Annotated in this window: 15 protein-coding genes and 1 pseudogene; 8 read left to right on the top strand and 8 right to left on the bottom strand. The window is 74.7% G+C overall.

Annotation, left to right across the window (positions count from 1 at the left end; all coding sequences use genetic code 11):
• Positions 1 to 15: 15 nt before the first annotated feature.
• Positions 16 to 6,201 carry an amino acid adenylation domain-containing protein gene (locus ACH4K4_RS28790; RefSeq protein ID WP_398171315.1) on the top strand — a complete coding sequence of 2,062 codons (6,186 nt, stop codon included), beginning with the start codon at positions 16 to 18 and terminating at the stop codon, positions 6,199 to 6,201.
• 7 nt (positions 6,202 to 6,208) lie between these two features.
• Here the strand turns inward: ACH4K4_RS28790 and ACH4K4_RS28785 are convergent, their stop codons facing one another.
• Positions 6,209 to 6,394, bottom strand: a complete 186-nt coding sequence (locus tag ACH4K4_RS28785; RefSeq protein ID WP_398171313.1) for a hypothetical protein — start codon at positions 6,392 to 6,394, stop codon at positions 6,209 to 6,211.
• 204 nt (positions 6,395 to 6,598) lie between these two features.
• Between ACH4K4_RS28785 and ACH4K4_RS28780 the strand changes: the two genes are divergently transcribed.
• Positions 6,599 to 6,886, top strand: coding sequence for a hypothetical protein (locus ACH4K4_RS28780; RefSeq protein WP_398171311.1), 288 nt, complete (start codon positions 6,599 to 6,601; stop codon positions 6,884 to 6,886).
• Here ACH4K4_RS28780 and ACH4K4_RS28775 read toward each other — a convergent pair.
• Positions 6,874 to 7,074 (bottom strand): hypothetical protein, encoded by a 201-nt coding sequence (locus ACH4K4_RS28775; RefSeq protein ID WP_398171310.1) that lies wholly within the window; start codon positions 7,072 to 7,074, stop codon positions 6,874 to 6,876. The genes ACH4K4_RS28780 and ACH4K4_RS28775 overlap by 13 nt on opposite strands.
• A 233-nt stretch (positions 7,075 to 7,307) precedes the next feature.
• Between ACH4K4_RS28775 and ACH4K4_RS28770 the strand changes: the two genes are divergently transcribed.
• Together ACH4K4_RS28770 and ACH4K4_RS28765 are read left to right on the top strand one after the other, a co-directional pair.
• Positions 7,308 to 8,267 carry an SGNH/GDSL hydrolase family protein gene (locus tag ACH4K4_RS28770; RefSeq protein WP_398171308.1) on the top strand — a complete coding sequence of 320 codons (960 nt, stop codon included), beginning with the start codon at positions 7,308 to 7,310 and terminating at the stop codon, positions 8,265 to 8,267.
• A gap of 69 nt (positions 8,268 to 8,336) precedes the next feature.
• Positions 8,337 to 8,750, top strand: coding sequence for a YchJ family protein (locus tag ACH4K4_RS28765; protein ID WP_398171306.1), 414 nt, complete (start codon positions 8,337 to 8,339; stop codon positions 8,748 to 8,750).
• Positions 8,751 to 8,809: 59 nt separating this feature from the next.
• On the opposite strand, the gene ACH4K4_RS28760 is transcribed toward ACH4K4_RS28765, so the two are convergent.
• Both ACH4K4_RS28760 and ACH4K4_RS28755 read right to left on the bottom strand, forming a co-directional pair.
• Positions 8,810 to 9,184 (bottom strand): RNA-binding S4 domain-containing protein, encoded by a 375-nt coding sequence (locus ACH4K4_RS28760; protein ID WP_398171304.1) that lies wholly within the window; start codon positions 9,182 to 9,184, stop codon positions 8,810 to 8,812.
• 25 nt (positions 9,185 to 9,209) lie between these two features.
• Entirely contained in the window at positions 9,210 to 10,307 is a 1,098-nt protein-coding gene (locus ACH4K4_RS28755) for a Ku protein (RefSeq protein ID WP_398171302.1), read from the bottom strand.
• Between the two features lie 43 nt (positions 10,308 to 10,350).
• On the opposite strand from ACH4K4_RS28755, the gene ligD reads away from it, so the two are divergent.
• From ligD to ACH4K4_RS28735, 4 genes are all read left to right on the top strand, one after another.
• Positions 10,351 to 11,238: a non-homologous end-joining DNA ligase gene (ligD, locus tag ACH4K4_RS28750; protein WP_398171301.1), complete on the top strand. Its 888-nt coding sequence runs from the start codon at positions 10,351 to 10,353 to the stop codon at positions 11,236 to 11,238.
• Positions 11,239 to 11,524: 286 nt separating this feature from the next.
• On the top strand, positions 11,525 to 12,187 hold the full coding sequence (snpA, locus tag ACH4K4_RS28745; protein WP_398171300.1) for a snapalysin: 663 nt from the start codon (positions 11,525 to 11,527) through the stop codon (positions 12,185 to 12,187).
• Positions 12,188 to 12,683: 496 nt separating this feature from the next.
• Positions 12,684 to 13,889 (top strand): lycopene cyclase family protein, encoded by a 1,206-nt coding sequence (locus ACH4K4_RS28740; protein WP_398171299.1) that lies wholly within the window; start codon positions 12,684 to 12,686, stop codon positions 13,887 to 13,889.
• Complete coding sequence (locus ACH4K4_RS28735) at positions 13,886 to 15,481, top strand: FAD-dependent oxidoreductase (RefSeq protein ID WP_398171298.1); 1,596 nt, start codon at positions 13,886 to 13,888, stop codon at positions 15,479 to 15,481. Before ACH4K4_RS28740 ends, ACH4K4_RS28735 begins: the two co-directional genes overlap by 4 nt.
• A gap of 25 nt (positions 15,482 to 15,506) precedes the next feature.
• On the opposite strand, the gene ACH4K4_RS28730 is transcribed toward ACH4K4_RS28735, so the two are convergent.
• The 4 genes and pseudogenes from ACH4K4_RS28730 to ACH4K4_RS28715 form a co-directional block, all read right to left on the bottom strand.
• A complete protein-coding gene (locus ACH4K4_RS28730; protein WP_398171334.1) occupies positions 15,507 to 16,511 on the bottom strand; it encodes a DUF5914 domain-containing protein in 1,005 nt (334 codons plus the stop codon).
• 33 nt (positions 16,512 to 16,544) lie between these two features.
• Positions 16,545 to 17,531 (bottom strand): annotated as a pseudogene (locus ACH4K4_RS28725) (phytoene/squalene synthase family protein); the annotation flags it as partial.
• Positions 17,528 to 19,090 carry a phytoene desaturase family protein gene (crtI, locus tag ACH4K4_RS28720; protein ID WP_398171296.1) on the bottom strand — a complete coding sequence of 521 codons (1,563 nt, stop codon included), beginning with the start codon at positions 19,088 to 19,090 and terminating at the stop codon, positions 17,528 to 17,530. The pseudogene ACH4K4_RS28725 and the gene crtI, both read right to left, overlap by 4 nt.
• Before the next feature lie 307 nt (positions 19,091 to 19,397).
• Positions 19,398 to 19,619 carry a response regulator transcription factor gene (locus ACH4K4_RS28715; RefSeq protein WP_398171294.1) on the bottom strand — a complete coding sequence of 74 codons (222 nt, stop codon included), beginning with the start codon at positions 19,617 to 19,619 and terminating at the stop codon, positions 19,398 to 19,400.
• Positions 19,620 to 19,848: the final 229 nt, after the last annotated feature.

Here is a 19,848-nt window from a genome sequence, read left to right as displayed (position 1 = left end):
TATGCGCATCAGGATGTGCCGTTCGAGCGGTTGGTGGAGGCGTTGAATCCGGAGCGCTCCGCGGACCGCAACCCGCTCTTCCAGATCGCACTGGCCGTGGACACGCCGTCCGGGGACGAGCTGTCCCTCCCCGGTGTCACGGTCGAGAGGCAGGAGGCGCACACCGGCACCGCCAAGTTCGACCTCTCCTTCCGCCTCACCGAACAGCGGGCGCCCGGCGGGCTGCCCGGCGGGATCGACGGATCGGTCGAATTCGCCACCGGCCTGTTCGACCGCAGTACGGTCGAGACGCTGACCGTACGACTGCGCCGCCTCCTGGAAGCGGTGCTCGCCCGGCCCGACCAGCCCATCGGCCGGGCCGAGATCCTCGATGCGGACGAGCGCCGCCTGCTGCTGCACACGTGGAGCGGCCCGGCGTCCGGCCTGCCGACGGGCCTGCTGCCCGAGCTGTTCGAGAACCGGGCCGCCCGGGAGCCCGACGCGCCCGCCCTCGTCGAAGGGGCGCGCGAGGCGACGTACGCGCAGACGAACGCCGAGGCCAACCGCCTCGCCCACCTCCTGATCGCGCGCGGCGCCGGGCCCGAGCGCATCGTGGCGCTGTGCCTGCCGCGTTCCGGCGCGGCCGTCCGCGCCGCCCTCGCCGTGGCCAAGACCGGCGCCGCCCACCTGCCGGCCGACCCCGCCCTGCCGGACGCGCGGATCGCGTTCCTGCTCGGCGACGCCGCGCCCGTACTCGTCGTGACCACCGCCGACGCCGCCCACAGGCTGCCGCCGGACGGTCCGCCGCGCCTCGTCCTGGACGCCGACGACACGGCCCGCTCTCTGGCGGGACAGCCGGACCACAACCCCACCGACGCGGACCGGCGCGCCCCGCTCCTGCCGTCGCACCCCGCGTACGTCATCCACACCTCGGGCTCCACGGGCACGCCGAAGGGCGTCGCCGTCACCCACACCGGCGTGCACGCCCTCGCCGCCGCCCAGGTGGCCCGCTTCGGCCTGCGTGCCGGCAGCCGGGTGCTCCAGCTCTCCTCGCCCAGCTTCGACGCGTCGGTGATGGAGACGCTCATGGCGTTCGCGGCGGGCGCCGCGCTGGTCGTTCCGCCGCCCGGCCCACTGGGTGGCGAGGCGCTCGCGGACGTCCTGGCCGAAGGGCGGATCACCCACTGCCTGATTCCCCCGACGGTGCTGGCCAGCGTTCCGCCGTGCGCGCTGCCCGAGTTGGAGACCCTGGTCATCGGCGGCGAGGCGGGCACCGGCGAACTGGTGGCCAGCTGGTCGGCGGGCCGCCGCATGGTCAACGCGTACGGGCCGACGGAGGCGACGATCTGCGCGACCCTCAGCGAGCCGCTGCACGGCACCGGTACCCCGCCGATCGGCGCCCCCGTGACCCACAGCCGGGCCTACGTGCTGGACGCGGCGCTGCGGCCGGTGCCGCCGGGCGCCCTGGGGGAGTTGTACTTGGCGGGTGCCGGGCTGGCTCGGGGTTATGTGGGGCGGGCCGGGCTGACTGCGGAGCGGTTCGTGGCGTGTCCGTACGGGGTGCAGGGGGAGCGGATGTACCGGACGGGCGATCTGGTGCGGTGGCGGGCCGACGGGCAGTTGGAGTACGTGGGGCGGGCGGACGACCAGGTGAAGGTGCGGGGGTTCCGCATCGAACTCGGCGAGGTGGAGGCCGGGCTCGCGGCCCACCCCGCCGTCGCCCGCGCGGCGGCCGCCGTCCGTACGGACGCGTCGGGCACCGCGCGGCTCGTCGGCTACGTGGTCGGCAAACCGGAATGCGCCGATCCGGAACCCGGCGCGGTACGTGACTTCCTGCGCGCGCGGCTGCCGGAACACCTGGTCCCGGCCACCGTCGTTCCAATGGACACCCTGCCGGTGACCGTCGGCGGCAAGCTGGACCGCCCCGCCCTGCCCGACCCCGGCTTCTCCCGCACGCCGGCGGGACGCGCGCCTCGCACGGCCGCGGAAGAGGTGCTGTGCGGCCTGTTCGCCGAGGTGCTGCGACTGCCCACCGTAGGAGTCGACGACGGCTTCTTCGACCTCGGCGGCGACTCCCTGCTGGCCACCAGGCTGGCCGGACGCGTCAGAGCCGTCCTCGGCACCGAACTCGACCTGCGTGACCTGTTCGCCGCACCGACCGTCGCCGGTACGGCCGGGCGGCTGCGCACCGCCCGCCGGGCCCGGCCCGCGCTGCGCCCGGTGCCCCGCCCGGACACGGTGCCGCTGTCCCACGCGCAGCGCCGCCTGTGGTTCCTGCACCGCATGGAAGGCCCGAGCGCCACCTACAACATCCCCCTGGCCATGCGGCTGACCGGTGCCCTGGACGCGCGGGCGCTGCGCGCGGCGCTGGTGGACGTGATGGAACGGCACGAAGTGCTGCGTACGGTACTGCCCGAGACCGACGGTGTGCCGCGGCAGACGGTGCTCGGCCCGGACGCCGCGCGTGCCGTCGTGACGGTCACGGACGTGACCGGCGCGGGCGCGGCCGAGGTGACCGCGCGGACCGGCGCGGCGGCCCGCAGGCTCTTCGACCTGACCCGGGAACTCCCCGTCCGCGCCGAAGTGCTCGTCCTCGGCCCCGAGGAACACGTCCTGGTGCTCGTCGTCCACCACATCGCCGCCGACGGCTGGTCCCTCGGCCCCCTGTGGCGGGACCTGGCCGCCGCCTACACCGCCCGCCGCGCGGACCGCCCGCCCAACCTGCCGCCACCGCCCGTCCAGTACGCCGACTACGCCCTGTGGCAGCACGAACTCCTGGGCGACCCGGACGACCCCGACAGCCTCCTCGCCGAACAGCTCGGGTACTGGACCCGGCACCTGCGCGACCTGCCCGACCAGCTGACGCTGCCCACCGACCGGGCCCGCCCCGCGGAGCCCGGAGGCCGCGGCGGAGTGCTGGCCTTCTCCTGGGACGCGGCGGCACACCAGCGGCTCGCCGCGCTCGCCCGGGACTGCGGGGCGAGCGTGTTCATGGTCGTACAGGCCGCGCTGGCCGCGCTGCTGACCCGGCTGGGCGCCGGCACCGACATCCCCGTCGGCACCCCGGCCGCCGGCCGCACCGACGAGGCGCTGGACGACGTCGTCGGCTTCTTCGTCAACACGCTCGTGCTGCGCACCGACACCTCGGGCGACCCCACGTTCCGCGAACTCGTCGCCCGGGTGCGGGAGGTGAACCTCGCCGCGTACGCCCACCAGGACGTTCCCTTCGAACGCCTGGTGGAAGCGCTCAACCCGCCCCGCACGGCGGCCCGCCACCCGCTCTTCCAGACGATGCTGACCTGGCAGTCCGCCGCAGGAAGGGAACTGGAGCTGCCCGGCCTCACCGTCACGCCGCTGCCCGCCGACACCGGCACCGCACGGCTCGACATGGAGATCAACGCCATCGAACACCGGGCGCCGGACGGTACCCCCGCCGGTGTCGAGGCGATGGTCGAGTTCAGCACCGACCTGTTCGACCGCCCCACCGTCGCGGCGTTCGTGGCGCGGCTACAGCGGTTCACCGAGGCCGCGACGGCCGACCCCGGCCTGCGGATCGGCCGGGCCGACCTTCTCACCGCCCGCGAACGGCACACCCTGCGCGAGCTGAACGACACCGCGCACGGCGTGCCCGACCTGGTCCTGCCGCGCCTCTTCGAGGACCAGGCCGCCGCGACACCCGGTGCCACCGCCCTGGTGTCCGCCGGCCGCACCCTCACCTACGCGCAGCTGAACGCCGCGGCGAACCGCCTGGCCCGCCGACTGGTCGCCCGGGGAGCCGGGCCCGAGAGCGTCGTCGGGCTGGCGCTGCCGCGCACGCCGGGCATGGTCACCGCCGTACTCGCCGTCCTCAAGGCAGGCGCCGCGTACCTGTTCCTCGACCCCGACTACCCCGCCGAACGCCTCGCCTTCATGCTCGGCGACACCCGCCCCGTCCTGCTGGTCACGGACCGGGCGACCGCACCGGCGCTCCCGGCCGCGGACGTCCCGCGCCTCGTCCTGGACGCGGCGGACGGCGACCGCGCCGGCGGACCGGCGGACGGCATCGGCACCGACCTCACCGGCACCGACCTCACCGACGCCGACCGGGCCGCCCCCCTCAAGCCGCTGCACCCGGCGTACGTCATCTACACCTCCGGCTCCACCGGCATCCCCAAGGGAGTCGTCGGCCTGCACCGGGGCTGCGTCAACCGCCTGCTGTGGTGCGCCCGCGCCTACCCCTGGCACGCCGGGCAGCCGGTGCTCGCCAAGACCACACTGAGCTTCATCGACGGCACCACCGAACTGCTCGGCGCCCTGCTGCACGGCGCGACCGTGGTCCTCGCCGACTCCTTCACCGCCCGCAGCCCAGCGGAACTGGCCGCCCTCCTCGCCCGGCACCGTGCCACCCGCATCACCGTCGTGCCCAGCCTGCTGGCCGCACTCCTGGACGGCGACACCGGACTGCTCACCACCTGCGCCTTGTGGGTGAGCAGCGGCGAAACCCTGCCGCCCGCCCTCTCCGAGCGGTTCGCCGCGGCCCTTCCCGGCGCCCGCCTGGTCAATTTCTACGGCGCGTCCGAAGCCAGCGGCGACAGTCTGCACGCCGTCGCGCACGGCCCGGACGTGGCAGCGGGGCGGCCCATCTGGAACACCCACGCGCACGTCCTGGACGCCATGCTGCGGCCGGTGCCGCCCGGTGTGCCGGGCGAGATCTACCTGACCGGCACCGGGCTGGCCCGCGGCTACCTGCGCCGCCCGGCCCTGACCGCCGAGCGCTTCGTCGCCGACCCCTACGGCGCGCCGGGCGAGCGGATGTACCGCACCGGCGACCTGGGACGGCAGCGCCCCGACGGCGTGCTGGAGTACCTCGGCCGGGTGGACGACCAGGTCAAGATCCACGGCGTACGCATCGAACTGGGCGAGGTGCAGGCCGCGCTGCTCGCCCACCCGGACGTCGACCGCGCGGCGGTGGCCGTGCGCGAGGACACCCCCGGTCGCAGACAGCTCGTCGCGTACGTCGCCGCCGCGCCCGGCACCGAGCCCCACGCCGCGCGGGTCCGGCGGTTCCTGCGGGAAAGGCTGCCCCGGTTCATGGTCCCGGCCGCCGTCGTCACCCTGGACCGGCTGCCGCTGACCGCCAACGGCAAGCTGGACCGGCGCGCACTGCCCGCGCCCGTCTTCACCGCCGAAGAAGGCGCGCGTGCCCCCGGCACCCCGCCCGAGGAGATGATGAGCGCGCTCTTCGCCGAGGTCCTCGGCCTGCCCTCGGTCGGCGCCGACGACGGCTTCTTCGACCTCGGCGGCGACTCGCTGCTGGCGGCCCGGCTCGTCAGCCGCGTCCGTGCGGTCTTCGGCGCCGACCCGGGCATCCGCGCCCTGTTCGAAGCCCAGTCACCGGCCGGTCTGGTGAGCAGGCTGGACGCGGGCGGCGCGGGGGCGGCCGGAGCGGCCGGTGCGCTGGACGTCCTGCTCCCGCTGCGCCCGCGCGGCAGCCGCCCGCCGCTGTTCTGCGTCCACCCCGCCTCGGGCATCAGCTGGCCGTACGCGGGACTGATGCGCCACCTCGGCGACCGCCCGGTCTACGGACTCCAGGCGCGCGGCCTGACCGAGCCCGGCGCCCGCCCGGCCACCATCGCGGACATGGCGGCCGACTACCTGGCGCAGATCCGCAGTGTCCAGCCGACCGGTCCGTACCACCTGCTCGGCTGGTCCTTCGGCGGCGCCGTGGCCCACGTGATGGCCACCCGGCTGCAAGAGCAGGGCGAGCGGGTCGCGCTGCTGGCGCTGCTCGACTCGGCGCCCGGCCGGATCGACCCCGCCCGCGTCCTCCCGAGCCATACCGCGCAGGACGTGGCCGACCTGTTCGTCGACGCGGTGGGCCGGTCAGGCCGCGGCACGCCGACCGGCCTCGGCCCCGCCGAAGCGGCCGGGATCTTGCGCGGCCAGGGCAGCGCGCTGGCCGCCCTCCTGGAAGAACCCCTCGTCACCGCCGTCGCGGAGACCCTGACCGACAACACCCGCCTGCGCTGGTACACCTTCAGGCCCGGCGTCTTCACAGGCGACCTGCTGCTGTTCAAGGCGGAGCCGGAGCGCGGCGAGCCGCACTGGCCGGCGGAGGCGTGGCAGCCGTACGTCTCCGGCGCCGTCCTCACCCACGACGCACACTGCGAACACGGCCACATGATGCAACCGCGCGCCCTGGACCGGATCGGGCCGGTGATCGCCGCGGCGCTGGCGGAGTGACGGCCCGTCACCCGCCCCGCACCGGCGGGGAGTGGTCCTGCCCCGGGTCCAGCCCCAGCGCGTCGATCAGCATCGCCAGGTCCTCCGCGCTCTCGGCGCGGCCGGCCAGGACCAGCCGCGCCCGCCGGCGCTCCCGGTCGTGGGCGCGGCGCGCCGCGTCCGGTCCCGGACCGGTGTGGGTGTCCTCGTTCATACCGGCCATGGTCGACGATCTGGCCCCTTCGGCGCGTGCCGGACGTGTCACTGCGGTCACCTTGGCCAAGTCTCTTCTACGGCCCATCTCCGTCGGTCACCTCTCCTTTCGCGGCGCCCGCGCCCGCATTCCCCGGCCCGCTGTGAGACACGACTCGGCGGGTGCGGCTGGCCAGTACCCGGAGCCGGTTGTTAGGGAGGGAACATGAGTACGGAGAACGACACCCACACCGACATACCCGCCACCCTCACCGTGACGGCGGTGAGCACCATCGAGCCCACCGGCCCGGACGACCGTGGTTCCGGCTCGTGGATGGTCATCGAGACCGCCGAGCAGGGCCAGCTTCTCCTGAACCTGCCCGGCCCGCTGTACCAGGCCGTCAAGCAGGCGACCTACCTGCCCTCGCACCTGGCCGGCGACGGCCGGCTGCCGCTGAGCGAGGCGGACAGCGCGGCGTATCGCAAGCGCATCGCGGACCGCTACGGCAAGTAGCGTTCGATCGCCGCCGGCCCCTTCTCCTCGATGAGCCTGCGGGCCTCCTCGACGCGTTCCGGCGTCACGTCCAGACCCCTGGCCATGACCAGGTCCTCCGGATCGAACGGGCGCTCACCGCCCGTGTACAGCTCCCGCCGCCTCGCCGTGCGGCCGTCCTCGGAATCCGGACTGCTGTCCTTGCCCATGGCGCCTCCCGAAAGATCGCTCGGGTCCGGAGAGTCCCGCCGGGCCGGCAGTGCCTCCGCTGCTTCCATGATGGGGCCGGTCCGGCACCGCCGCACGGCGACACCCGGTGCGCGCCCGCGTCGTGGCGCGGTCTTCTCAGCGGGGCCGGGGTGTGCTTCCCTGGTCTGCCCGTGCCGGTGTGAGATGCGCCTGACATGAGCCACCGGCCGTACACACGACCAGGGGCGGCCCGATGACCCAACGCTGGGTGGTACCGCTGCTCGCGGTCGCGGCCCTGGCCCTGGTCGGGGTCCTCGGCTGGAGCGTGGTCTTCGCCTCCGACCCCACCGACGCGCCGTCCGGGCCGGGGCCGGGACGGCCCCCGGCGGCGACCGCCCCGACGACCGGATCCGGAGAGCCGGAACCGGAACGCAGGGCCAAGGCTCCCGGCCGGCCCGTACCAGCGCTCTACCTCGGCGACTCCCTGGCCATGGAGAACCAGGACGTACTGGCCCAGTGGATCGACGCCACCGGCCGGGCGAAGCTGCACACCGCGCCGTACTCCGGCACGACCTTGTGCGACTACCTGGCGGCCTGGCGGGGAAAGTCGCTGGTCCCCGCCAGGGACAAGGCGGCCACGCTGGTACGGACGGTGCGCCCGCGCGTCGTGATCCTCCAGTTCTGGGGGAATGCCTGGGGCTACACGCCGTGCATGGCCGGAGCCACGTACGGGGCGGCGGACTACTACGACCGGTACGCGGCCGACGCGCGGCGGCTGACCCGGGAGATCACCGCGGCGGCGCGCGACGCCGGCCTCCCCCGGCCGAAGATCGTCTGGGCGTCCCAGGCGCCCGACGCCTTCCACCCGGACCGGGTACGCCGGGTGAACGGCATCTACGCGGCGCAGGCCGCCGCGACCGGCGACCTGTACGCGGACGCGGGCCGTACGCTGAGCCCCGACGGGGACCGCCACCGGTGGACCCGCCGGCTCCCGTGCGACGCCTACGAACGTGCCCACCCCGCGTACTGCACCCACCCGGCCCCCGGCGGCGGCACCACCGACCTGCACCGCGCCGACGACGCCCTGCACTTCTGCCTGGCGCCGACGACCAGCACGCCCCGCCCGTGCCCCGTACGGTCGCCGGGCATCGTCCGCTTCGCCCGCGCCGTGACGGCGGCGGTCGACGGCTGGCTGAAGGGCGCCACAGGCTGACGGGGGAGCGGTGACGGCCCCACGGGGGCCACCTGACGGGCGCGCTCCCGTAGCCGTCACAATCTAGGGGTGTCGAGAAACAACGCGCGCCGGCGGCCGGCGATCAGTTCCACGTCCCCCTGCCCCTGCGGGCTGGAAGCGACCTACGGGGAGTGCTGCGCCCGCTTCCACCAGGGCCAGGCAGCCGCACCGACGCCCGAACGGCTGATGCGCTCGCGCTACAGCGCCTTCGCGGCCGGCGACGCGCCGTACCTGCTGCGCACCTGGCACCGGGTGACCCGGCCCCCGCACCTGGAATTCGAGCCGGCGCAGCGGTGGACGGGCCTGGAGATCGTCACGACGACGGGCGGCAGCGCCTTCCACAGCGAGGGCACGGTGCGGTTCCGGGCGCACTACACGCTGGACGGCGAGCCCGGCGTGCAGGAGGAGCACAGCCGCTTCGTGCGGGACGAGGGCGTCTGGGTGTACCTGGGCGAGCTGTGAGCGCGCCGGGCGGCCGCACGTCACCACGGCGGCCGCCCCGTCGCCTCGGGCACCGGCTCTCAGCGGCCGCGCAGCTGCTCCAGCTCGCGCCGGTCGCGCTTGGTCGGCCGTCCGGCACCACGGTCGCGGTGGCCCACCGCGGCGATCTCCTCGCGGGGCGGCGGCGGAGGGCTGTTGTCGACGAAGCACTCCGCGGCGACCGCGGCGCCGACCCGCTTGCGCACCAGACGCTTGACCACGACGACGCGCTCGCGCCCGGCGTGCCGCAGCCGTACCTCGTCACCCGCACGCACCGCCTGGGCGGCCTTCACCCGTTCACCGTTGACCCGTACGTGCCCGCCCCGGCAGGCCGTCGCGGCCATCGAACGCGTCTTGGTCAGCCGGACGGACCAGATCCAGCTGTCGACGCGAACCGTTCCCTCGTCTGAAGCCATGGCACGACTCTAAGGCCCCGCGTCCTCAGGCCGACGCCTTCTTGCCGGTCCGCTTCGCCGTGGTCTTCTTCGCGGCGGACTTGGCCGCGGACGTCTTCGCCGCCGTCTTCTTGCCGCCCGACCCGCCGGACGCGGTCTTCTTCGCGCCCGTGCCCCCCGACGCCTTGCCCGAAGCGGACTTCTTGGCGGACCCGGACGCCTTCCGCGCCGGCGCCGTCTTCTTCGCGCCGCCGCCGGAGCCGGTCTTCGCCGCGGCCTTCTTCGCCGGCTTGCGGCCCCGGATCGGCGTGACCGAGGCCGACTCCTCGTCCTGCTCCTCCGTTTCCTCCCCGCCGCCTTCCCCGCGCGCCTCCCGCGCCGCGCGGACGCTGTTCTCCAGCGCGGCCATGAGGTCGATGACCTTGCCGCCGGAGCCGGGCGCCGCCCTGGGCGCGGTCGGCTCGCCGCCCTCCAGCTTCGCGGTGACCAGTTCCTCGACGGCCTCCCGGTAGTCGTCGTGCAGCTCGGACTCGTCCAGGTCGCCGAGCGAGTCCATCAGGGTCTCGGCGAGCGTCAGCTCGTTCTCCCGGATCTCGACCTTGTCGCGGGGGGCCACCCCGCTCGCCGAGCGGATCTGGTCCGGCCACAGCAGCGTGTGCATGGCGATCGCCCCGTCGTGCGCCCGCAGCATGGCCAGGGTCTCCCGCCCGTGCATGGCCACCTTGCCGATCGCGACCTTCTCCTGGTGTTCCAGTGCCTCCCGCAGCAGGGTGTACGGCTTGGCCGCCGCGACGCCGTTGGGCCCCAGGAAGTAGGACTTGTCCAGCTGGAGCGGGTCGATCTCGTCCGCGCCCACGAAGGCCAGGATGGTCAGCGTCTTGGTCGTCGGCAGGGGCAGCTTGGCCAGGTCCTCGTCGGTGATCGGCACGATCGTGTCGTCCGCTGCCTGGTAGCCCTTGCCGACCTCCTCGTTGGGGACCTCCTCCCCGTCCAGCTCGCAGACCTTCCGGTAGTGGATCCGGCCGCCGTCCTTCTCGTGGATCCGGACGAACGAGACCGAGGCCGTGCGCTCGGTCGCGCTGTAGGTCTTCACGGGGATGCTGACCAGCCCGAACGAAATGGAACCGTTCCAAACAGAGCGCATGTCTCATCCCCTCGCATAGCGTTATCTATGGGATTGTCATGGTATGTCGCCAATCACCGTCGTGGAGGGGCGGCGCCTGTCGCTCACCAACCTGGACAAGGTCCTGTATCCGCGGACCGGCACCACCAAGGGCGAGCTGCTGCACTACTACGCCACCACCGCGGGCGCGCTCCTCGCCCACATCCACGACCGGCCCGTCTCCTTCCTGCGGTATCCCGACGGGCCCGGCGGGCAGACGTTCTTCACCAAGAATGTTCCGCCCGGGACGCCCGCCTGGGTGAAGACCACCGAGGTGCCCGGCAGCACGGCGAAGTCCCGGCAGCAGGTGCTGGTGCGCGACGTACCGACCCTGATGTGGGCCGCGAACCTCGTCGTGGAACTGCACACACCGCAGTGGACCGCCGACGCGCCGCGCGTCGCCGACCGCCTCGTCCTCGATCTCGACCCCGGCGCCCCGGCGACGATCGTGGAGTGCTGCGGCGTGGCCCGGTGGCTGCGCGAGCGCCTGGCGGCCGACGGGCTGAACGTCTACGCCAAGACCAGCGGCTCCAAGGGCCTGCACATCCTCGTCCCCATCGAGCCGACTCCCTCGGACGACGTCACCGCGTACGCCAGGAACATCGCCGTCGAGGCCGAGCGGACCCTGCCGGGGCACGTCGTGCACCGGATGACCAAGGCGCTGCGCCCGGGCAAGGTCTTCATCGACTTCTCGCAGAACTCCGCCTCCAAGACCACCGCCGCGCCCTACACGGTGCGCGCCCGTGAGCTGCCCACCGTCTCGGCGCCCGTGACCTGGGACGAGGTCGAGGCGTGTACGGAACCGGAGCAGCTCGCGTTCCTCTTCGAGGACGTCGCCGCGCGCCGTGAGCGCCACGGCGACCTGCTCGCGCCGCTGCTCAACCTCAACCGGGCGCGCCCGCTGCCCCGCTGACGGCACGGCCCGTGTCGGCGCCCTCACCTGCGTTGATCGCGGGTGGACTACGTCTTCTGACGTAGGCGGTGATGACGCGGGCAGGTGCCACATTCCCATGCCACCGGTGTGAACGGCGTCGTTCACACCGCCTTCGTCCGGCCGGAACCGGGGAGTTGCGGCCTGAGGAACGAGTGGGCGGCCGGGGCGATGTCCCGGTGCTATCGCCAATTGCTTTCATCCACGGGGTCCTTGGTTCCTCCACAATCCCGGTACCAAATCCCTCCCACGGATGAAGAGGTCCCCCATGAGACCCACCCGTACGGCTCTGTCCGCCGTGCTCGGCCTCGGCCTGGCCGCCGCCCTCGGTACCGCTGTCCCGGCGACCGCCGCTCCCGCCGCCCCCTCCGGCGCGAGCGTCTCCACGCCGGCCTCCATAGCCAAGTACGCCGGTTCGGCCGAAGACGCGGCGGCCAACAAGGCGTTCTTCCAGGCGGTCATGAAGTCGGCCGCCGCCAAGCGCGCGGCCAACCCCGGCCTGAAGGCGGTCACGGTCGTCTACAACGCCTCCAGCGCACCCACCTTCCGCAGCCAGATAGCGCGCAGCACCCAGATCTGGAACAGCTCCGTGAACAACGTGAAGCTGCAGGAAGGCTCCAACGCCGACTTCCGGTACTACGAGGGCAACGACTCCCGCGGCTCGTACGCGAGCACCGACGGGCACGGCCGGGGTTACATCTTCCTCGACTACCGGCAGAACCAGCAGTACAACTCCACGCGCGTGACGGCCCACGAGACGGGCCACGTCCTCGGCCTGCCCGACCACTACTCGGGCCCGTGCAGCGAGCTGATGTCGGGCGGCGGCCCCGGCCCGTCCTGCCAGAACACCAACCCGAACGCGCAGGAGCGCGCCCGGGTGGACGCCCTGTGGCGCAACGGCCTGGTCGCACAGCTCGCCCCGGTCTCCTGACCTCCCGGCGGCCGTCGCGGGTGGGGCCGGTACCCCTCCCGCGGCGGCCGTCCGCCGTTCTCCGGGCGGCCGTACCGGGCCAAGGCGAAGGCCCGGCGCCGGGGACGCTGAGCGGCGGAACGCGGCCCGGGTGATGCGTAGCGATATGCATCACATCGAACCGGTTTGACGGAAGGCCGTTCGGTGGTTTATCGTTCAATTGATCACGGGCCTCGTGGACCCTACACCTACAGGTGGCGGGCCGCCACGCCCGTGGACGGACCGCCCCGGCCAGCTCCCCCCGTCTGGCCGGGGCTTTCTGTGTTTCTCCCGCGCGTGTCGGCAACCGATCGGGTGTCCTCGCCCGGTGACCGGCGTAGTAATGGCCATGGCGGCGATCTGTCCGCAAAACCGGCGTTCCCCCGGCCCGTAGAACCCGCTCCGGTGGGCAGACGAGACACGGGCGCGCCGCCGGTGTGACCGGACGCGGTGCTCGGCGGGACGGGAGGAAGCCGGCGTGTACGACACGGACGTGGCCGTCGTGGGCGGCGGCGCCGCGGGACTGTCCCTCGCCTACCGGCTCTGCGCCCCGCCGCCCGGCACGCCCTGCCCCGAGGTGACCGTCGTCGACGCGCCACCGGGACCGCTCAGGCCCCCCGAGCGCACCTGGTGCTACTGGGAAGGGCCGGGCGGCGAGTTCGACGGCGTACTGGCGGCCTCGTGGGACCGGCTGCGCGTGCACGGAGCCGACGGCTCCGCGCTGACGGGGGACCCGGGACCGCTGCGGTACAAGATGATGCGCTCCGGCGCGTTCGAGCGGCTGGTGGGCGAACGCCTCGCGGCGGCCCCGGGCGCGCGCCGGGTGACGGCCGCCGTACAGGACGTGCGCGGGCTCCCGCACGGCGCCGAGGTCCGCGGCGTGAGCGCGCGGGGCGAACCGGTGCGGCTGCGGGCCCGCTGGGTCTTCGACTCCCGGCCGCTGCCCGCGCTGCCGCCGGCGCGCACCACGCTGCTCCAGCACTTCCACGGCTGGTTGGTGCGGACCGAGCGCCCCGAGTTCGACCCCGCGACCGCCGACCTGATGGACTTCCGCACCCCGCAGCCGCACCACGGGCTGTCGTTCGGCTACGTCCTGCCGCTCAACGCGCACGAAGCGCTGGTCGAGTACACCGAGTTCTCCGCCGCCCCGCTCGACGAGGCCGCCTACCACCGGGCGCTGCGCCACTACCTGTCCGAGGTACGCGCCCTGGGCCCGTACCGTGTCACCGCCTCCGAACAGGGCGCCATCCCGATGACCGACGCGCGCTTCCCCCGCCGGGCCGGCGCCCGGGTCTTCCGCATCGGGACCGCCGGCGGCGCCACCCGGCCGTCGACCGGCTACACCTTCGCCGCCGTCCAGCGCCAGAGCCGGGCCATCGCCGCCGCCTTCCACCGCGGCCGCACCCCCGTTCCGCCCCCCGCGCACTCCGCGCGCTCGCGGCTGATGGACGCGGTCCTGCTCCGCGCTCTGGACAGCGGGCGGATCGACGGCGCCGACTTCTTCACCGGGCTGTTCCGCGGCGTGCCGATGGAGCGGCTGCTGCGCTTCCTGGACGGCGGCACCCGCCTGCGCGAGGACCTGTCGATCGGCCTGCACACCCCCGTACTGCCCATGCTGCGCACCGTCGCCGAACTGCCGAGGCTGCGCCGCGCCCGCCCCGGACAGGAAGAGACCGCCCGATGACGCTGCCGCGCGACACCGCACCACCGGCCGCCGCCGGGCGCGCCGCCCGCTCCGGCGTACCGCGCCGGGGCCGGGACCGGCTGGCCCGCGTCCTCGCGCCGCCTCCCGGGCGGCCCCGGATCACCGGCGAGGCACCGGACGCCGCGGTGCTCGGCGGCGGCATCGCCGGGCTCGCCGCGGCCACCGCGCTGGCCGAACGAGGCGTACGGGTCACGCTGTACGAGCGGGAACCGGTGCTCGGCGGCCGCCTCGCCGGCCGCCGGATCCGGCTCGCCGACGGTTCACGGGCGACCATGACCCGCGGCTTCCACGCGTTCTTCCGGCAGTACTACAACCTGCGGGGCCTGCTGCGCCGGGCCGATCCGGCGCTGGGCGCGCTCACCGGCCTGCCCGACTACCCGTTGCGCCACAGCAGCGGCCTGCACGACAGCTTCGCGCGCGTCCCGCGCACGCCGCCGTGGAGCGCGGCCGGCTTCGCCGCGCTCAGCCCCTCCTTCACCCTCCGGGACCTGGCTCGGATGAATCCGCGCGCCGCGCTGCCGCTGTTCGACGTACGGGTGCCGGACGTGTACGAGCGCCTGGACGGCATCAGCGCACGGCACCTGCTGGACCGCATCCGGTTCCCCGAAGCGGCGAACCACCTGGCGTTCGAGGTGTTCTCCCGCAGCTTCTTCGCCGACCCGGCGGAACTGTCCGCCGCCGAGATGGCGTTGATGTTCCACATCTACTTCCTCGGCTCCAGCGAGGGTCTGCTGTTCGACGTCACCGGCGAACCGTTCCCGCAGGCGCTGTGGGAGCCGCTGGAACGCTACCTGACCGGGCACGGCGTCGCCCTGCACACCGGCTGCGCGGTAGAGGCCGTGGAGACGGGCGCGCCCGGGGGCGGAGTGACCGTGCGGGGCGGGCACGGCGCGGCGCGCCACGACGCGGTGGTGCTCGCCCTCGACGCCGGCGGGCTGCGCCGCCTGGCCGCCGCCTCGCCGGGGCTGGGCGGCCGGGACTGGCGCGAGCGGGCACTGCGGCTGCGGACCGCGCCGCCGTTCCTCGTCTCCCGGCTGTGGCTCGACCGCCCGGTGGCGCCCGGCCGGCCGGGCTTCCTCGGGACCAGCGGCTTCGGCCCGCTGGACAACGTCAGCGTGCTGGAACGCTGGGAAGGGGAAGCGGCGCGCTGGGCCTCCCGTACCGGCGGCTCGGTGGTCGAACTGCACGCGTACGCGCTCGGCGCGGACACCGGCCGGGAGGCGCAGCAGGATCGGCTGCTGGACCAGTTGCACCGCGTCTATCCGGAGACCTCGGAGGCCGAGGCGGTCGACGCGCGGCACGAATGGCGCGCCGACTGCCCGCTGTTCCCGGTCGGCGGCTACCGCGACCGCCCCACCGTGCACACCGGCGACCCGGCGGTGGTGGCCGCGGGCGACCTGGTGCGCACCGACCTGCCGGTCGCGTTGATGGAGCGGGCGGCCACGACGGGCTTCCTCGCCGCGAACGCGCTGCTGGCACGGTGGGGCGTACGCGGCCAGACGCTGTGGACGGTGCCGGACCGCGGCCGGTCGGCGGTGCTGCGCGCGCTGGCCAAGGTGGCGGGCACCTGATCCCGGCGGGGCGCCGCGCATCACCTCAGCCGGGGAAGCGCCCCGTGCTCCGCAGCTCCCAGCGGCGCTCCGCGTACGCCATGTCGTCCCGCCACAACCGCCCCGCCGCGGCCCGCATCAGGGGCCGCAGCAGGGGTGCCGCCGCGCGGGCCACCGCGAACCCCGGGCGGGCGGAGACGGCGACGACCGCTTCGACGACGGCGGTACGCGGACGCCCTGCCGCGTCGGTGCCGAGCGGCGTCGCGTGGGTCTCCACCACGGACCCCACCCCCTCGCCCTCGGTGATGCGCATGACCACGGTGCGCGGCCCCGGAGCGGTGAACTCCGCGCGGACCGGGACGACCAGCCGCCCCGCGGCCTTGAACGAGACGTCCACCGTGAACGCGTCCGCCCCGCCCGCCGGCGTGTCCGTCACGGTCAGGTCCACGAAGGAGTACGGGTGGAACCACCCGCCGTGCCACGGGTCGAGGCGGTTGGCGACCACGTCCTCCGGCTCGCAGCGCCCGGCCCCGGTGTGGACGGCCGCGACGGCGCCGGCCGGCCGCGGGCGCTCCGGCACCCGGGGCCGGTCCAGCGGTTCCTCGCCGCCCGCCCGGTCCAGCCGCACCCAGACCAGCACCCCGTCGTCGTACACCGGATACGGCTCCCACCCGGCGGCCGGGCCGCCGTCCAGGGCGAGTCCGTGCCAGTGGCAGATGAGCGTGCCGCACCGCACGGGGCTGTCCCGGAGCGGCGCCCCCAGGTGCGGGCAGGCGCCGGGGCCGCCCCGCAGCCGCCCGTCGGCGGCGCGCCAGAGCACGACCTCCGTCCCGGCGACCGTGCGGCCCAGGGGCCGGTCCCGGCCGACGTCCCGTGAGGCGCCCACGGCGTACCAGTTGCCGGACGGCCGGGCCTTGGCACGGGCGAGCGCCCCCGCGATGACGGCGGGCGCGGCCTCCCGCCAGGTGGGCCGCTGGCACTCCCACGGCACGGGGCGCCGCCGCACCCGCAGCGGGTAGCGGCCCTGGTCGGACGGGCGGGGAGCGTGCACGGTGCTACCTCCGGCTCGCAGTGAGGTCGAGGGGCGCTCGGGCTCCGCTGCCCCCGGCGTACGCGCGGGCGCCGACGCCGCGCGACCGCCCCTGGCACGGGTGCGCGCCGCGGTGACCCGTACCAGCCCGTCCAGGGCCACGGTCGCGCGGACCGGGCGCGACACGACGGCGCGGCGGTGCAGGACCGCGTAGCCGTCGGCCTCCACGGCGTCCAGGATGCCGCGGTAGAGGATGAACGCGGTGCGGATGCACGGCCGGGAGGCCGGGGCGAGCATGGCGACGCCGGGAGCGGCCTCGCGGTAGACGCCGCGCGTGAGGTCGGCGGCGGCCCGCAGTGCCGCGGTGATCCGCGCGTCCCCCGCGCCGGTCAGCCGGCTCCAGCGCAGCATCTCCCGGTCCACGCCGTGCGCGGCCAGCAGATCGGCGGGCAGGTACACCCGGCCCCGGTCCAGGTCCTCGCCGACGTCCCGGAGGAAGTTGGTCAGCTGGAAGGCGATACCGAGCGCGGCGGCGTGCGGGGCGGCCTCCTCGCGCGGCGTCACCGTGCCGAGGACGGGCAGCATCTGGAGGCCGATCACCGCGGCCGAGCCGTACATGTAGCCGCACAGGTCGGCGTAGGTCGGGTAGTCGGTCACCTCCAGGTCGGCGCGCATGGAGGCCATGAAGGCGGTGAAGTAGGCCGGGTCGATGCCGTAGACGGCGGTGGTGTGTGCCAGCGCCCGCACCACCGGCTCCTCGCCGCCGCCCCGGGCGAGCCCGGCCTCGAGCTGCTCCTCCAGAGCGCGCAGCGCCGTGGCGCGTTCCCGGGGAGTGGCGGCGTCCAGGCTGTCGACGATGTCGTCGGCCCAGCGGGCGAAGCCGTACAAGGCGTGTACGGCGGGCCGGCGGGCCACCGGCAGCAGCCGGGTGGCCAGGAAATAGGTCTTGCCGTGGCGTGCGTTGAGCCGGCGGCAGTGGGCGTAGGCGGCGCGCAGCGCGGGTTCGGTGATGCCCGCGGCATCCAGTTCCCTGACCGTCACGAGGTGCCCTCCGGCGCGCGGGCGGGACGGCGGGCGCCGGAGCCGATCACCTTGGCGGGCCGTGCCGTTCCGGATCCGGTCACCCGGGCGGCGGCGAGCTTGCCCGAGACCAGCACGGTGGGCACCCCGACGCCCGGGGTGGTGCCGCACCCGGCCAGCACGGCGTTCTCGGTGCCGCGCACCAGGTTGCGGGGGCGGAACGGGCCGGTCTGCGCGAAGGTGTGGGCGGCGGAGAACGGCGTGCCGGCGCCGTGCCCCTGGCGGCTCCAGTCGGCCGGGGTGACCAGGCACTCTTCCTCGGCCGCCGCGTCGGGGCCGGTGAAGCCGCGCCGTGCGAGCTCGGCGCGGAGCGCGGTGCGGTACCGGGGGCCGAGGTCGTGCCAGGCCCGGACGCCGGGGCCGACGTCGGTGTTGGGGCAGGGCGCCAGGACGTAGTGCAGGTGGCGGCCGGGCGGTGCCAGCGACGGGTCGGTGGCGGTCGGCCGGGTCAGCAGCAGCGAAGGGTCGCTCATCAGGGCCCCGGTGCGGGTGAGTTCGTCGAAGGTGCGGTGCCAGGCGGTGCCGAACGAGAGGGTGTGGTGGCCCGGTTCGGGCCAGGTCGTGGTGGTGCCCGCGTGCAGGACGACCGCCGAGGGGGAGTGGCGCAGCGGCAGCGGCCGCAGCGGGCGGCGGCCGAGCAGGCGGTACGCCTCGGGCAGGTCGGCGGTGAGCACCACCGCGTCGCACGGGATGCGTTCCGCTTCGGTGACGACGGCGGTGACCCGGCCGCAAGAACGTTCCAGCACGCGTACCTCCCGCCCGTAGCGGAACTCCGCCCCCGCCTCCGCCGCGGCGTCGGCCATGGCGCGCGGCAGGGCGTGCATCCCGCCGCGCGGGAAGTACACGCCGGCCACCGTGTCCATGTAGGCGATCACGGCGTACGCGGCGAGAGCGCGGGCCGGCGGCACGCCCGCGTACAGCGACTGGAAGGAGAAGACGCGGCGCAGCCGCTCGTCGGCCAGGAACCGGCCGATGCGGGCGTCCAGGCGCCCGAAGCCGCCGAGCGCCGCGAGCCGCGCGAGGTCGGGGTTCAGCAGTTGCAGCGGCGAGTCGAAGTTGGCGTCGATGAAGCGCCGCATCTGGACCGCGTACAGGCGGCCGAGCCAGGAGCGCAACCGCCGGTAGCCCGCGGCCTCCCGCGCCCCGGCGAACCGTTCGACCTCGGCTTCCATGGCCTCGGCGCCGGTGTGCACGGCGAGCGTGCTGCCGTCGGCGAACCGGGCGTGGTAGGCGGGGTGCAGCGGCAGGAGTACGAGGCGTCCCGCAAGCGCGGTGCCGACTGCGGCGAACGCCTCCTCGACGAGGTCCGGCATGGTCAGCACGGTCGGCCCGGTGTCGAGCAGGTAGCCGTTCCGCTCCCACCTGCCGCACCGGCCGCCGGGCTGGTGCGCGCGCTCGACGACGGTCACCCGCCGTCCGGCGCCGAGCAGGTGCAGCGCGGCGGACAGCCCGGACAGGCCCGCGCCGATGACGACGACATGATCGGTGGGGCCGGGTACGGCCTTCGTCGTACGGCGCATCACGCGTCCTTCCGTCGACCGTCCGCTGGGCGCCGGCGCACGCTGTCCGGGTCCGCAGTCCACCACGGCGCCCGCGCGGCGCCGGGGCGCCACGGCCGTGCCTGGTCTGTTCGGGCGATATCGGATCCCGCCGCGTGGTACGGGGGCGGCGACCGCCGGGTCCGGCGTGAGTACCCGCCACGGTCTCCGGCAGTCGTCGGGGGCGCGGTTTCCGGCTACGTGATGTTGTCCGGATACCGGTCGTCGGCAGGGCGCGAATCAGCCAAAGCGGACGCACCGGCACCGGTTTCGCGGAACGGCGGAGCCGTCAGCCGCTGTTCTGCGCCAGCTGGAGCCGCACCAGATGAGCGAGGGTCGGAGCCGGGTGCTTGGCGCGGATCCGGCGCAGGTACGTACTGACCGTGTGGACGCTTATGCCGAGGCGCCTGGCCGTCTGGTCGTACGTCAGGCCGTCGGCGATGTGCGACAGCACCTCACGCTCGCGGGGGGACAGCACCGGCGTCATGGTGTGCGCGCTGTGATCCGGCATCTCTTCTCCAAAAGGGGTGACGGTGGAGCAGGGAGTGTTCGGCGGCCCGCGGTGTCAGGACGATCGGTCCGGCGGCGCGGGCGGAGCGGGGCGCGGCCGTGGTGCGGCCGCCACGCTGCGGGATGCTCGCGGACCCGTCGGCCCGGCGCCGGGAACGGCCTGCGAAGGACCGGCCATGGTGCGCCCTCCCGCGCGTACGGAGCAGAACTGCCGACGGTGTCCCAGAGGC

The organism is Streptomyces sp. NPDC017529 (assembly GCF_044329785.1).
GTDB lineage: Bacteria > Actinomycetota > Actinomycetes > Streptomycetales > Streptomycetaceae > Streptomyces.
The sequence above is the reverse complement of the archived record's forward strand: the minus strand, read 5'-3'. Positions and strand labels throughout refer to the sequence as shown.